A 12,943-nucleotide genomic window follows, 5' to 3' on the forward strand; every position below is an offset into this window, starting at 1 on the left:
GTTGCTGCGGCTTGCGGAGCCCGGGCCGTGGCGTTTCCGGACCCGCGCGCGTGAGGCGCGGGCGGGGCGGGAGGCCGCGTGCCGCATGGTAGGTGGGGGCAATGCCATGGTCAAGAGGGACGCTCCGTCCGGCGGCAGTCCCCCCGCAGGGTGTCCGAACGATGCAGGCCCCGGTGACAGCGCACCCGTCGCGTGCTATATTTCATCGTGAATCCTCGCGCTCGCGCCACGCCCTTCTGGCATTGGGGCAGCCGGACGCTTTGGAAACCAACCGCAGAAACAACATGCAGGAGACAGCCATGAAACGCCGCATCCTTTCCGCCGTCGTGCCGGTGCTGCTGCTGGCGGCCTCGGTGCTTGCGCTTTCCGGCCTTGGCGGCTGCGCCGTCTATTCCGTGCCGCAGGACGAACGCACCGTGGGCACCATGGTGGATGACAGCACCATCCGCACCTCCATCAAGACCGACCTCATGCAGCGCGACGCCTCCGACGGGTATGCCGTGAAGGTGTACAGCTACGCCGGCCGGGTGTTCCTGGTGGGCGAGGTGCCTTCGTCGTTCCGCGACCCGGCGGTGACCATCGCCCGCAAGGTCAAGGGCGTGCGCTCGGTGACCACCCACTGGTTCGACCCCGGCACCGGCCACACCGCCGACGACCTGGCCATTTCGACCAAGGTGCGCACCAACCTCATCGCCGAAAAGGCCCTCAGTTCCACCCAGATCGACCATGAAGTGTACGGCGGCCACGTGGTGCTGCTGGGCATGGTGCGCGCGCAGGCCGACGTGGACCGCGCCGTCATGGTGGCGCGCTCCGTGGGCGGCGTGCGCTCGGTGACGTCGTACCTGATTCCGTAGCGATTCCGGCGCGTCCGGATCGTTTTTCCGCATCCGGGCGGCCTTTTCCGCATTTCTTCATCCGCGCGCGGGCCGTGTGCGGGTGACCCAAACGGCGCCGACATGGCGCAAGGAGACACCGATGCAGAAGTACAAGTGCCCCTGCGGCTATGTGTACGACCCCGCCGAAGGCGACCCCGAACACGGCGTGGGCCCCGATACGCCCTTTGCCGATCTGCCCGAGGACTGGGTGTGCCCGTGGTGCGACGCGGAGAAGGAATACTTCGAGCCCGTGCAGTAGCCGAGCGGCCCCTTTCCGCAACGCAGGATGACAACGCCCCCGGCGCATGATGATGCGCCGGGGGCGTTTCTTGCTGTGCAACGGGACGCCGGGTCGGCAAGCCATCGGTCGCTGCCCGTGGCTGTTTCGCGTGGCGGGCTAGTCCTGCATCACGCTTTCAATCACATCCAGCGCCGCGTCCACCAGTGCTTCGGTGGCCTGCGTGCCCATGTGCCCAAGGCGGAACACCTTGCCCGCCATGGGGCCGAAGCTGCCGGACACGATCAGCCCGCGCTCGCGCAGGCCCTGTCGCCATTCCGGCCACGCGAAGCCTTCCGGGACCAACGCCGCCGTCACCGTGGGCGAGTTCACCGCGCCCTGTGCCGTCCACAGTTCCACGCCCAGCTTGGCGAGGCCCGCGCGGCAGCGTTCGGCAACTTCCCGATGCCGGTCAAAGCACGCCTGCATGCCGCCCTTTTCGTTCAGGATGGCCAGCGCGCCTGCGTTGAGCGCGGCGGTGCCGTGCCAGTACGGAGTGTACGGACAGCGGCCATCCTGCTGCACGGTGCGGAAGGGAGCGATGGCGTCGTAGCCCTGGTAGCCCACGGATTCGATGACCTCCCACGCCGTCGGGCTGACGGACAGAAAGCTCATGGACGGCGGGGCGGAAAGGCACTTCTGCGAGCCGCCCAGCACCAGGTCCGCGTGCCAGGCGTCGGCCTGCACGGGCGCGCCGCCCACGCTGGCCACCGCGTCCACGTAGAACAGCGGCACGCCGCAAGCCTGCTTCAGCGCGCCAAGGTCGGCCAGCGGGTTCAGCGTGCCGGACGGCGTTTCGCAGTGCACGGCGGTGAGCATCCTGGGCCTGAAGCTGCGGATGGCGTCTTCGATGCCGGTCAGGTCGTCGATGGTTTCGTCGTACGGCAGCGAGACCTTCAGCACTTCGCAACCGATGGACGCGGCCATGTCGCCTATGCCGTCGCCGAACACGCCGGTGCCCACGGACAGCACCTTGTCGCCGGGCACGAGGCAGCTTTTCAGCGCGGCCCACAGGGCCAGCATGCCCTCGCCGGTCATCAGCACCATGTCATGCTGCGTGCCCATGAGCTGTGCAAGGTTGCGGCCCGTTTCCGCATACAGTTTCAGGTAGTCCGGTTCGATCTGGCCGGAGCCGTAGTCGCGGGTCATGGCCGCGAGCACGGCGGGGTGCAGGGTGACCGGGCCGGGCACCATGGGGATGGGGGCGTATGGCTTGTGCGCCATGGGGGTGACCTCCGGTGGTTGCAGGGCTGTGGGGTTTGCGCGCGTTGGAAACAAAAGTGAGAGATTTTTTATACGCCTCCGGCGGGCAAGGGGCTATCGCCCCTTGCATCCCCTGAGTGTGGTCTTCATGCAAAACGCAGGGGATTCCGTCTGTTCTCGAAAACGTATCGTCCCATTTTGGGGGCGCAGGGGGCGATGGCCGCTATGCGATCGCCATCCATAATGCTCGAAGACTCGCATAACGGCTGCCGTCCTTGCCCGCCGGAGGCTTACAAAAGCTGTCCCCTTCTTCGTGCCACACCCAAGCGGCAACAGCATGTCGCACAGACTACAGGTCGATGAGTTCCACCTCGTCCGGCGCAATGGCCGTGCCGAGGAACAGCCCGCCGGTGCGGGCGAAGCGGGGCACGTCGTCGGTGGTCAGAAAGCGCGCCTCGCCGCATTCGTTGCCGCCCGGCCCCGTGCGCAGGGGGCGCACCAGCCCGGCGGCCTGCAATTCCGCCTGCACGGCAAGGGCGGTGGTGGCGGCGGAATCGACGATGACCGGTTCCGGCCCGATGACGTTGCGGATGGCCCGCGCCAGCAGCGGAAAGTGGGTGCAGCCCAGCACCAGGCAGTCGGGCGTTTCCGGCGTGTCGCTGCCGGACGCGGGGCGAAAGATGGGGTCCAGGTAGCGGGCGGCGATGTCTTCCACGATCTTGCCGTCCACCCAGCCTTCTTCGGCCAGCGGCACGAACAGCGGGCAGGGCTGCCCGATGATCTGCGCGTCGGGCCGCAGGCTGTGGATGGCCTTGTGATAGGCGCGGCCACGGATGGTGGACTCCGTGGCGATGACGGCAATGTTGCCCCGGCGCGTGGCCCGGCAGGCCGCCTGCGCGCCCGGCTGCACCACGCCCACCACCGGCAGGCCGGGGTTGGCGGCGCGCAGGGCGTCCAGCGCAACGGACGTGGCCGTGTTGCAGGCCACCACCAGCAGCTTGATGCGCCGCTGCACCAGTCTGGACGCGGCCTGCACGGCGTAGCGGGTGATGGTTTCCGCGCTCTTGGTGCCGTAGGGCAGGCGGGCGGTGTCGCCCAGATACAATATGTCCTCGCAGGGCATGCGGGTGCGCAGGGCCTTCAGCACCGTAAGGCCGCCCACGCCCGAATCGAACATGCCGATGGGCAGGTGCGCGGCGTCGGGGGCGGATAGGGCGGCGCTGGATGTGTTGGAGCAGGAAGTGCCGGGGGCTGATCCCCCCGCGTTGTCATAGTCGTAGCCCGTGGCGGCGGTGCCGCACGCGGGGCCGTCTACTTGCATCGGTCCTCGTCCTCCAGAAGTTCGTAGCTGCTCACGGTTACCGGGGCGCGCAGGGTGTCCAGCACACGTTCCAGCAGGATGCCCTCGCGGCTGGGCGAATTGTGCCCGAAGGTGGCGCGGATGCCCAGCGTGACGAAGTGCACGGCGCGGTCCATGGCAATGGGCAGGCTGTCGCCCTGCAACAGGCTGCCGGTAAGCACGCTGGCAAAGGTGTCGCCCGTGCCGGGGTAGTGGGCGGGTATGTACTGGCAGTCCACCTTCCAGAACCTGTCGTGGGTGCTGTGGTAGGCTGCAACCGAACTGACGCCCGCATGCCCGGCCACCGGCACGCTGGTGATCACCGCCACGCGAGGCCCCATGGCCGTCAGGCGGCGCAGCCAGACCATGAGGTCCGCCGTGGAGATGGATTCGCGGTAGGGTTCGTCCAGCAGCAGGGCAGCTTCCGTAAAATTGGGGGTGATGATGTCCGCCTTGCGCACCAGCCAGCGCATGCGCTGCACCATCTCCATGTCCATGGTGGGTTCCAGCTGGCCGTTGTCGCCCAGAACAGGGTCCACCACGGCAAGGCCGCCCTCTACCCGGCACATGTCGATGCACCGGGCCACGATGTCCACCTGCGCCGGGGAACCCAGAAAGCCGCTGTACACTGCGTCGAACTTCAGGTTCAGGGCCTGCCAGTGGTCCAGGAACAGGCGCATCTGGTCGGTAAGGTCCAGAAAGCTGTAGCCGGTGAAGCCCGCCGTATGGGTGGACAGCACGGCGGTAGGCATGGGGCACACCTGTGCGCCCATGGCAGACAGCACGGGTATGGCCACAGTGAGCGAGGTGCGGCCGAAGCCGGAAAGGTCGTGAATGGCCGCCACGCGCGGCACGGCATTGCGCATTGCAGGGCTCCTTGCGCGGAGTTCCGGACTGGCCGGGGCATGCCGGGCGGCGTCAGGGGGGATTGGCAGGGCGATGGATGCCCGGATGTGCATGGTGCGCCCGGCGGGCACACCATCACCACGGAGCGGGGCAAAAGGCAAGGGGGGAGGGGGCGATACTGGTTGCGGATGGGGGTGATCCTGTCTCAGCGGTAGTCAGCGGGGTCGATGCACGTGTCGTACAGGGTCTTATCGAACGGTTTCCAATCGGTTTGATTGATGCCGCGTGGGCGAAGGGGATTGGCGGGAAATGCGGAAGCGATCTTGATCCAGCGTCCTTTCTCGCGGGCGATGGAGCGTATGGTGGCTGCGGCTTCGGAAAGATCTTGGTCCTGGCTGAACACCAGGGCCACGTCGTAGGCGTTTTGGCGAGCCAGTGTGATGATGTCGATGGCAATACGCACGTCAACACCTTTTTCCCTGCCAACACGAAGCGCCAACGTGTCGCCATTCGGGCAGGTGTACTCTTGAGTGCTGTATCGAAGAGGGCGTGAGAAGACATGCATGTTGGGCAATCTTCCCAAAGCAGCAAGTTTGTTATTCCAGAAGGTGTTCCACATGGGGCTTTCGGCGGCATCGGGAACGCCCGTGTAGAATCTTGTCTCGGCAAGATTCCACCCTTCCCGTGCACAAAGAGCAAGGGCAAGCGCCTGTGGGGAAAAATTGGAGTACGTATACCCGAAGGAGGCCTTGACGGAATAGAAAACATTCTGACCGTCAAAAAAGGCAACCGTGCGTTTGCTGGCCGGTTCGGGATGCGGTGGCATGCTCTCCCCCCCCTTTCTAAAAAAATAACCCCGCCGAAGATTGGCAACCCGAAGGTGGCGCAAAGTCCGGCGGGGAAGAAGTCAAGGCATGGAGAACCGTAGCGTCGGCCTCCTGAAAAATCAATAGGGATTCTTGAAGGTGAAGTCAACGGCAAGGTTGCCCGGTGGGCTACCTGAAAAACTCCACCACGTACTTCCCCGCCGTGAACAGCAGGATGACGCACAGCATCCACTTGATCAGGTTTGCGGGCACGTGCTTCTGGCAGCGCGCGCCCAGGTACATGCCCGCCATGCCGCCAATGCCCAGCAAGAGGCCCAGTGTCCAGTCCGGGGCCACGGACATGTGCGGGTACAGCGGCGCGATGGCCATGTAGAAGGACACGCCCGCCACCGAGGTGACGAAGGTGCCCATCAGGGCCGCGCCCGCCACGGTGTACACCGGCAGCCCGAAGAACGAGACGAAGAACGGCGCAATGATGGCCCCGCCGCCAATACCGTACACCCCGCCCACGATCCCCACGATGAAGCTCAGGCTGAAGATGCCCACGGTGCGAAAGCTGTAGGTTTCGCCGTAGAAGCTGTACGAGATGCGCGACAGGCAGCACTCGTTCATGCACACGGCTGGCAGGTCGTCGGGGTTCTTGCCTTCCGCCGCCGCCTTTTCGCGGTGGGTGCGCACCAGCGCGCGGAACTTTTCCTCCGCCGTGGCCTTGCCGTTGCCCGCCTTCTTCTTTGTCAGGTCGCGCACCATGCGCAGGGCGATGTAGGCCAGCACGCACGCGGCAAACAGCTTGAAGTCGCGCGCGTTGGGCAGGTACGTCACCCGCACGAAGGCCCCTATCAGCACCCCCGGCAACGTGCCGATGATCACCACCCACGTCAGCGGCCAGACCATGCGCCCTTCGCGGATGTAGCGATACACCCCGCTGGGAATGGCCACCACGTTGTAGAACTGGTTGGTGGCGCTGACGGACGGGTTCACGTAGCCCAGAAAGGACATCTGGAAGGGCAGCAACAGGAACGCGCCGGACACGCCCCCCATGGACATGAAGAACGACACCACGAAGGCCACCAGCGGCGGTAGCCACGGTTCCGCGTGTATGCCTGCGACGGGGAAGTACATGGTGGCCTCCTGTGTCGGGATGACCAGGGTGGGGGGCGATGGAAGCGACAGGGCGACCGGACCGGTGGAGTCCCGACGGGGCCGATGGGGACTGTGGGCAGAGGCTGTGCCGATGGTCGGTGCGGCAGTGCTTTTCGGGTGCTATTCTGTTGACACGCTTTTTATAATCTTCGTGTCAATTGAAAGATACGACACGGCCTGTTCGTTGTCACGGATTATTTTATTTTCATGTCTGTGCGCGAAATGAATCACGGCTTTGATTTTCGCGCATCTGCGCCTATATGGTAGAAATTCTGGCAACGAACGGGCCGCACCCGGATTACAATTGGGCCGTATCCTGACGGCATCCGGACCGCATCCGAACCGCATCCTGACCGTATCCGGGGCGTTCTGGGCCGTATCCTGACCGTATCCCGGGTGTCCGCAGGCCGCATCCGGTCCGGCCACACCCGCGCCAAAGACAGTCACGCCGAAGACACCCGGCACCGGACACTCGCCTTGCCCGGCACCACGCGTACGCAACCAACGGGACACCCATGCGACAGGACGACAGCCTCGAACGAATCTGGGAAGCGCTGGCCGAAAACGTGGCGGAACGCCGCCACAACCCGGCGGGCATGCTCTCCATTCCCGACGACGTGAAGTATCTGGACACGGTGGAGCTGGCCCGGCTGGAAGAAGCCTTCCGCCTGTGGGCCGCCCGCCCGGCACGGGGCGACGTGCGCCGCTCGCGCCTGCGCATGCTGCTGGTGTTCCTGCTCATTCGCCACACCGGGGCGCGCCTGGGCGAGGTGCTGGCTCTGGCCCCGGGCCGCGACATCGACACGGCGCGTGGCGTGGCGTACCTCGGCGAGCCGCAGCGCGAGGTGCAACTGCCGCCCGACCTCGTCACCCAACTTGCCGACCTGCTGGACGAAGCCGTGGCGGGCGAGGGCGAACACCCCTTTGCCGTGGACCAGGCCCATGTGCGCCGCAAGTTCTACGAGCGCGCCCACGACTGCGACCTTGCCCCCGACCTTGCCAACCCCAGCGCCCTGCGCCGCTCGCGGGCCATCGAACTGCTGCGGTCGGGCCTGCCGCTGCCCGTGGTGCAGCGCCTGCTGGGCCATTCCACGGCCAGCCTGACGGCGGCGTACATCGATGTTTCGACAGAGGACATGCAGCGCATGGTGGGCCACGCGCTGGACCGCGAGCAGCGCCGCCGCACCAGCGCGCGCAACGCCTTTTACGGGCGCATCGCGGCGGTGGTGCGCGGCGACGTGCAGTCGGTGGTTTCGGTGCAGACGCCGTCGGGCATCCGGGTGGCCTCGGTCATCACCAACGACAGTCTGGACAATCTGGGGCTGCGCCCCGGCGTGTTCGCGGCGGCAGAGGTGAAGGCCCCCTGGGTGGTGCTGACCGTGGGCAGCGAAGCCCCGTCGTCCACGGCGGGCAACGTGTACCCGGCCACCATCGCCAAGGTGGTGGTGGGCGCGGCCACGGCGGAAGCGGTGGCGCGCCTTGCGGACGGCACGGAAATCTGCTCGGTGCTTACGGCGGACCGGGTGCGCGCGCTGGACCTGGCCGTGGGCACCCCGGTGTGGGTGCTGATCAACGTCTTTTCGGTCATCCTGAACGTAAGCTGACGGGCGGCGCGCCTGCCCTGCCCGCTGGCAGGTGCGCCCGGTTGCTGTCTGCTGCGTGCCTCTTCAACGCGTCGCCCTGGCTGCATGTGGCCCCGGCGTTCACGCGGCATGCCCCGAAGCACCCCTCCGTGCGACGCGGTGGCGTACAGCCCGCCGCTCCGCTCCTGTTCGCCGCCTCATCGTCAAGGAGCTCCCATCGTCAAGGGGCCCCATCATCAAGGGGCCCCATCATCAGGGGGCCGAACCGTGCGCCAGTGCGGCACTCTCGACTTTTGCCCGCCGCTCCGGTATGTGGCGCGAACACACCCACTGCCGCCTGTGCGCGCAGGCAGCCCTTGCTGGCCTGCCCGCCGCGCGGCACCCCGCTGCACACCGCCGCATACAGGTCGCACTCTCAAGGAGGCCGCCATGCCATGCCGTACGCTTTTCCTCCGGTCGGTGGACGACTGGAAGGAACTGCAGGCCCTGCTCGCGGGACGCGACAACCCCGGCGATACCGTGGAACCCGCCGTCCGCGAGATTCTGGATACCGTCCGCGCCGGGGGCGATGCCGCCCTGGCCGACTACACCAGCCGTTTCGACTGTCCCGGCTTCGACGCCGCGCGCATCCGCGTGGATGAAGACGAAATCGCCGCCGCCCTCGCAGAGGTCGGCCCCGACGACAGGGCCATCATCGCCGAAGCCGCCGCCAACATCCGCGCCTTTCACGAGGCGCAGAAGGAACGGTCGTGGTTCACCACCCGGCCCGACGGTTCCGTGCTGGGCCAGATGGTCACCCCCGTGGACCGCGCCGGGCTGTACGTGCCCGGCGGGCAGGGCGGCAACACCCCGCTCATTTCCAGCCTGCTGATGAACGCCATCCCCGCCCAGGTGGCCGGGGTGCCGGAAATCGCCGTCATTTCGCCGCCCCGCAAGGACGGCACGCTGAACCCGTTCATTCTCGCCGCCGCGCATCACCTGGGCATTACCGAGGTGCACCGCGCGGGCAGCGCCTGGGCCATCGCCGCTCTTGCCTTCGGCACCGAGACGGTGCGTCCCGTGGACGTCATCGCCGGGCCGGGCAACATCTGGGTGACCACGGCCAAGCGCCTGCTGATCGGCCGGGTGGGCATAGACATGATCGCCGGGCCCAGCGAGATACTCATTCTTGCCGACCACACCGCCCGCGCCGACTGGGTGGCCGCCGACATGCTGTCGCAGGCCGAGCACGACCCGCTGGCCTCGTCCATCTGCATTACCGATTCGCCCGCGCTGGTGGACGCCCTGAAGCTGGAACTGGCCGCGCAGTGCGACACGCTGCCCCGCGCGGACATTGCCCGCAAGGCGCTGGCCGACTGGGGCGCCATTGTGGTGGTGCCCGACATGGCCACCGGCGTCGCCATCAGCAACATGATTGCGCCGGAACACCTGGAAGTGCTGACCAAGGATCCGTGGGCGCTGCTGGGCGCCATCCGGCACGCCGGGGCCGTGTTTCTGGGCGGCTGGTCGCCGGAACCGGTGGGCGACTACTACGCCGGTCCCAACCACGTGCTGCCCACCATGGGCACCGCGCGCTTTTCGTCGGCCCTTTCCGTGCAGACCTTCTGCAAGCGCACCAGCGTCATTTCGGCCACCGCCGCGTTCACGCGCGGGCATGCCGCCTCCATTGCGCGGCTGGCCAGGCTGGAAGGGCTGGAGGCGCACGCCCGCTCGGCGGAATCGCGCAACAGGTAGCAACGGGCCGGGGCGTTGCGCCGCCAGGCGTGGCGGGCGCCACGGCCATCCTGCACCGTGGGCATTTTTCGGCGCGCATCCGGTTGGGTGCGCATCTGGACGGGCCGCCCGTCTTGTATGGCGTGCCCGTCCCGCGTTATCGTATCCGAAGGCCCGACGGTCCCCCCCCGTGCACACGCGGCAGGGTGCCCGGGCTTGTGGGCATCAGCCCCCGTGATGCCGCAAGGCATCGCGCGGCATCGGCCCCGTAACCGAAGAAAACCGAAGACAAGGGAAGATACATGCAGGTCGTCACGCAAACCGACATCAAGGAATACCCGCTGCTTTCGCGGGGCAAGGTCCGCGACATCTACGAGATCGACGCGCAGACCCTGCTCATCGTCACCACCGACCGCATGTCGGCCTTTGACGTGATCATGGGTGAACCCATCCCCTACAAGGGCGTGATCCTGAACAGCATCACCCTGTTTTGGATGAACCGCTTCGCCGGGCTGGTGAAGAACCACCTGATCGAGCATGACGTGAACCGCTTTCCCGCGCCGCTCGCCCCCTACCGCGACATGCTGGAAGGCCGCGCCGTGATCGTGAAGAAGGCCAGGCCCCTGCCGGTGGAATGCATCGTGCGCGGGCACATCACCGGTTCCGGCTGGAAGGACTACAAGGCCACCGGCGCGGTGTGCGGCCACAAGCTGCCCGCCGGGCTGCTGGAATCGGCCAAGCTGGAAACCCCGCTGTTCACGCCTTCGACCAAGGCCGAACTTGGCGAGCACGACGAGAACATCAGCCTCGAACAGGCCGCAATGCTGCTGGGCGGCGACCTTGCCGCCAAGGTGCAGGAACTTTCCATCGCCATCTTCTCGCAGGCGCGCGAATACGCCGAAGGGCGCGGCATCATCATCGCCGACACCAAGTTCGAGTTCGGGTTGGTGGATGGCGAACTGATCCTGATCGACGAGGTGCTGACCCCCGATTCGTCGCGCTTCTGGCCCGCCGCCGGGTACGCGCCCGGCAAGGGGCAGCCCAGCTTCGACAAGCAGTACCTGCGCGACTGGCTGGCCTCGCAGCCGTGGGACAAGACCCCGCCGCCCCCGGCCCTGCCGGAACACGTGGTTGCCGAGACGGGGAAGAAGTACCGCGAGGCGTATGAGATTCTCACCGGGCAAAAATTGTCCGTCTAGTTTCCGCACGTTTCATTACGGCTCGCGGTGTTCTTGAGGGCCCTTTGGGGAAGAACGCCGCGCCGCCGCACGCCGGTATGCCGCGCCGCGCGCCGCATGCCCGTTTTTTGCCATCTACCCAGAACCACAGGGAGAACCGCATGCTGCTCGCAGGAAAGAAGGCTCTGATCTTCGGCGTGGCCAACAACAAGAGCATTGCCTACGGCATTTCCAAGGAATTCAAGGACCAGGGCGCCCAGCTGGCCTTCAGCTACGTGGGCGAGGCCATCCAGAAGCGCGTGGAACCCATCTGCGAAGAACTGGGCGGCGACTACACCTTTGCCTGTGACGTCACCGACGACGCCCAGGTGGCCGCCGCCGCCGACTTCGTGCGCGAAAAATGGGGCGCCGTGGACGTCATCGTCCATTCCGTGGCCTTTGCCCACCGCGACGATCTGCACGGTCGCTTCATCGACACCACCCGCGACGGCTTCAAGCTGGCGCTGGACGTTTCCGCCTATTCGCTGGTGACGCTGTGCAAGGCCTTCGAGCCGCTGCTGAACCCCGGCTCCTCGGTGCTGACCATGACCTACTACGGCTCGCAGAAGGTCATCACCAACTACAACGTCATGGGCGTGGCCAAGGCCGCGCTGGAAGCCTCCGTCCGCTACCTTGCCGTGGACCTGGGCGAGAAGGGCGTGCGCATCAACGGCCTGAGCGCCGGTCCCATCAAGACCCTGGCCGCGTCGGGCATCTCCGGTTTCAAGAACATCCTGAACCACATCGAGGAACATGCGCCCCTGCGCCGCAACGTGACCATCGAGGACGTGGGCCGCGCGGCGGTGTTCCTGGCCTCCGACCTGTCGTCCGCCATGACGGGCGAGGTGGTGTTTGTGGATTCGGGCTATAACGTCATGGGCATCTAGCACGCCATCCCCAAACGGGCGCTTTTGCCCGATGGCGTCGTCAAACGGCGTTTTTGCGCGGGTCGAGTACGAAAGAGTACACTCCCCTTGCAAAAACGCCGTTTTCCTTGCCCTCGGCACAAAATCGCTCCGTTTGGGGATGGCGTGCCGTTGCGCGGGCGCGGGTGGGGAAGGTGACGGTTGCTTGCCGGGTATCATGTGCGCTCCGTTGCGGGGAAACGCGTCATGCGCCGGGGTTACGGCATTCTCACGCTGTTGCCGTCCGGATGGGGCGGGCGTAGGGATGCGGATGCGCCGGAGCTGGCGGGCGTGTTGCGCCCGCTCCGGCAGTCGTACGCAAGGAGCAATCCCCCATGTGGGACATTTTGATATTGGTGGCCATTCTGGTGGTATGGGTTGTGGTGGCCGGGCGCTTTCTGCCCACTGGCGGCGGGTGCTGAGGCCCGCCACGGGTACGCCGGGAGCGTGCCGGAACGGAAGAGGGTGCGGCGTGCGGTGTGCGGCATGGAGAAGAGCGGAAGTAGGTGGCGTGCGGGGCGGCTAAGGGCAAGCGCGTGTCCCTGACTTGTGGGGCGGAGGATGACGGCGCAACCCCGTTTGCGCTGCGGCCAGATAGCCCATGTGGGGCGTCGCACAAAGGTTTGGCGAACAACCCGCACTTTTCGCTTGCCATGCTGCCCCGGCGTCTGCTAGACACTGCCTCTCGCACGGAGAGGTGTCCGAGCTGGTCTAAGGAGCACGATTGGAAATCGTGTGTACGTTAACAGCGTACCGGGAGTTCGAATCTCCCCCTCTCCGCCAGTAATTTTCCGCTTGATTACAGATCGGGAGCCGGACGGCGGCAACGCCGCCAACCCCGTCAGGTCCGAAAGGAAGCAGCGGTAACGGTTGTGGCCGGGTGTCCGGCTCCCTGAAGGCACAAGGTAACTTGTGCCTTCATCTGTTGTGTGCCGTGTTCATACCGCACGTGCACATCGGCGGCTCTGGATGCGCCCGCACTGCGGGCGCATCCGGGCGGGTCAGCCCCATTCAT

The 12,943-nt window shown here is 66.2% G+C and carries 11 protein-coding genes, 1 tRNA gene and 1 other RNA gene; 8 read left to right on the forward strand and 5 right to left on the reverse strand.

Annotated elements, in window-relative coordinates:
* The first annotated feature begins 299 nt into the window (after positions 1–299).
* Positions 300–854 (forward strand): BON domain-containing protein, encoded by a 555-nt coding sequence (locus DESTE_RS14985; RefSeq protein WP_035068408.1) that lies wholly within the window; start codon positions 300–302, stop codon positions 852–854.
* Positions 855–975: 121 nt separating this feature from the next.
* Entirely contained in the window at positions 976–1,134 is a 159-nt protein-coding gene (locus DESTE_RS14990) for a rubredoxin (RefSeq protein WP_035068411.1), read from the forward strand.
* A gap of 138 nt (positions 1,135–1,272) precedes the next feature.
* Here the strand turns inward: DESTE_RS14990 and DESTE_RS14995 are convergent, their stop codons facing one another.
* The 5 genes from DESTE_RS14995 to DESTE_RS15015 all read right to left on the reverse strand — a co-directional run bounded on the left by DESTE_RS14995 (position 1,273) and on the right by DESTE_RS15015 (position 6,489).
* Entirely contained in the window at positions 1,273–2,376 is a 1,104-nt protein-coding gene (locus DESTE_RS14995; RefSeq protein WP_035068412.1) for a pyridoxal-phosphate-dependent aminotransferase family protein, read from the reverse strand.
* 328 nt (positions 2,377–2,704) lie between these two features.
* Positions 2,705–3,676, reverse strand: a complete 972-nt coding sequence (murI, locus tag DESTE_RS15000; protein ID WP_084559494.1) for a glutamate racemase — start codon at positions 3,674–3,676, stop codon at positions 2,705–2,707.
* Entirely contained in the window at positions 3,667–4,560 is an 894-nt protein-coding gene (locus DESTE_RS15005) for a pyridoxamine kinase (RefSeq protein ID WP_035068414.1), read from the reverse strand. Before DESTE_RS15005 ends, murI begins: the two co-directional genes overlap by 10 nt.
* A gap of 185 nt (positions 4,561–4,745) precedes the next feature.
* Positions 4,746–5,366: an NYN domain-containing protein gene (locus DESTE_RS15010; protein ID WP_035068416.1), complete on the reverse strand. Its 621-nt coding sequence runs from the start codon at positions 5,364–5,366 to the stop codon at positions 4,746–4,748.
* A gap of 169 nt (positions 5,367–5,535) precedes the next feature.
* Positions 5,536–6,489 (reverse strand): sulfite exporter TauE/SafE family protein, encoded by a 954-nt coding sequence (locus DESTE_RS15015; RefSeq protein ID WP_035068419.1) that lies wholly within the window; start codon positions 6,487–6,489, stop codon positions 5,536–5,538.
* A 536-nt stretch (positions 6,490–7,025) separates the two neighbouring features.
* Between DESTE_RS15015 and DESTE_RS15020 the strand changes: the two genes are divergently transcribed.
* From DESTE_RS15020 to ffs, 6 genes are all read left to right on the forward strand, one after another.
* Positions 7,026–8,114, forward strand: a complete 1,089-nt coding sequence (locus tag DESTE_RS15020) for a TOBE domain-containing protein (protein ID WP_035068421.1) — start codon at positions 7,026–7,028, stop codon at positions 8,112–8,114.
* Positions 8,115–8,522: 408 nt separating this feature from the next.
* Entirely contained in the window at positions 8,523–9,827 is a 1,305-nt protein-coding gene (gene hisD, locus DESTE_RS15025; RefSeq protein WP_035068424.1) for a histidinol dehydrogenase, read from the forward strand.
* 281 nt (positions 9,828–10,108) lie between these two features.
* Complete coding sequence (locus DESTE_RS15030; RefSeq protein ID WP_035068426.1) at positions 10,109–11,005, forward strand: phosphoribosylaminoimidazolesuccinocarboxamide synthase; 897 nt, start codon at positions 10,109–10,111, stop codon at positions 11,003–11,005.
* 140 nt (positions 11,006–11,145) lie between these two features.
* On the forward strand, positions 11,146–11,910 hold the full coding sequence (locus DESTE_RS15035; protein ID WP_035068428.1) for an enoyl-ACP reductase FabI: 765 nt from the start codon (positions 11,146–11,148) through the stop codon (positions 11,908–11,910).
* 709 nt (positions 11,911–12,619) lie between these two features.
* Positions 12,620–12,711 (forward strand) — tRNA-Ser (locus tag DESTE_RS15040).
* A 21-nt stretch (positions 12,712–12,732) separates the two neighbouring features.
* Positions 12,733–12,828: signal recognition particle sRNA small type (ffs, locus tag DESTE_RS17770), an RNA gene on the forward strand.
* Positions 12,829–12,943: the final 115 nt, after the last annotated feature.

Origin of the sequence: Nitratidesulfovibrio termitidis HI1, from assembly GCF_000504305.1 — a bacterium.
GTDB lineage: Bacteria > Desulfobacterota > Desulfovibrionia > Desulfovibrionales > Desulfovibrionaceae > Cupidesulfovibrio > Cupidesulfovibrio termitidis.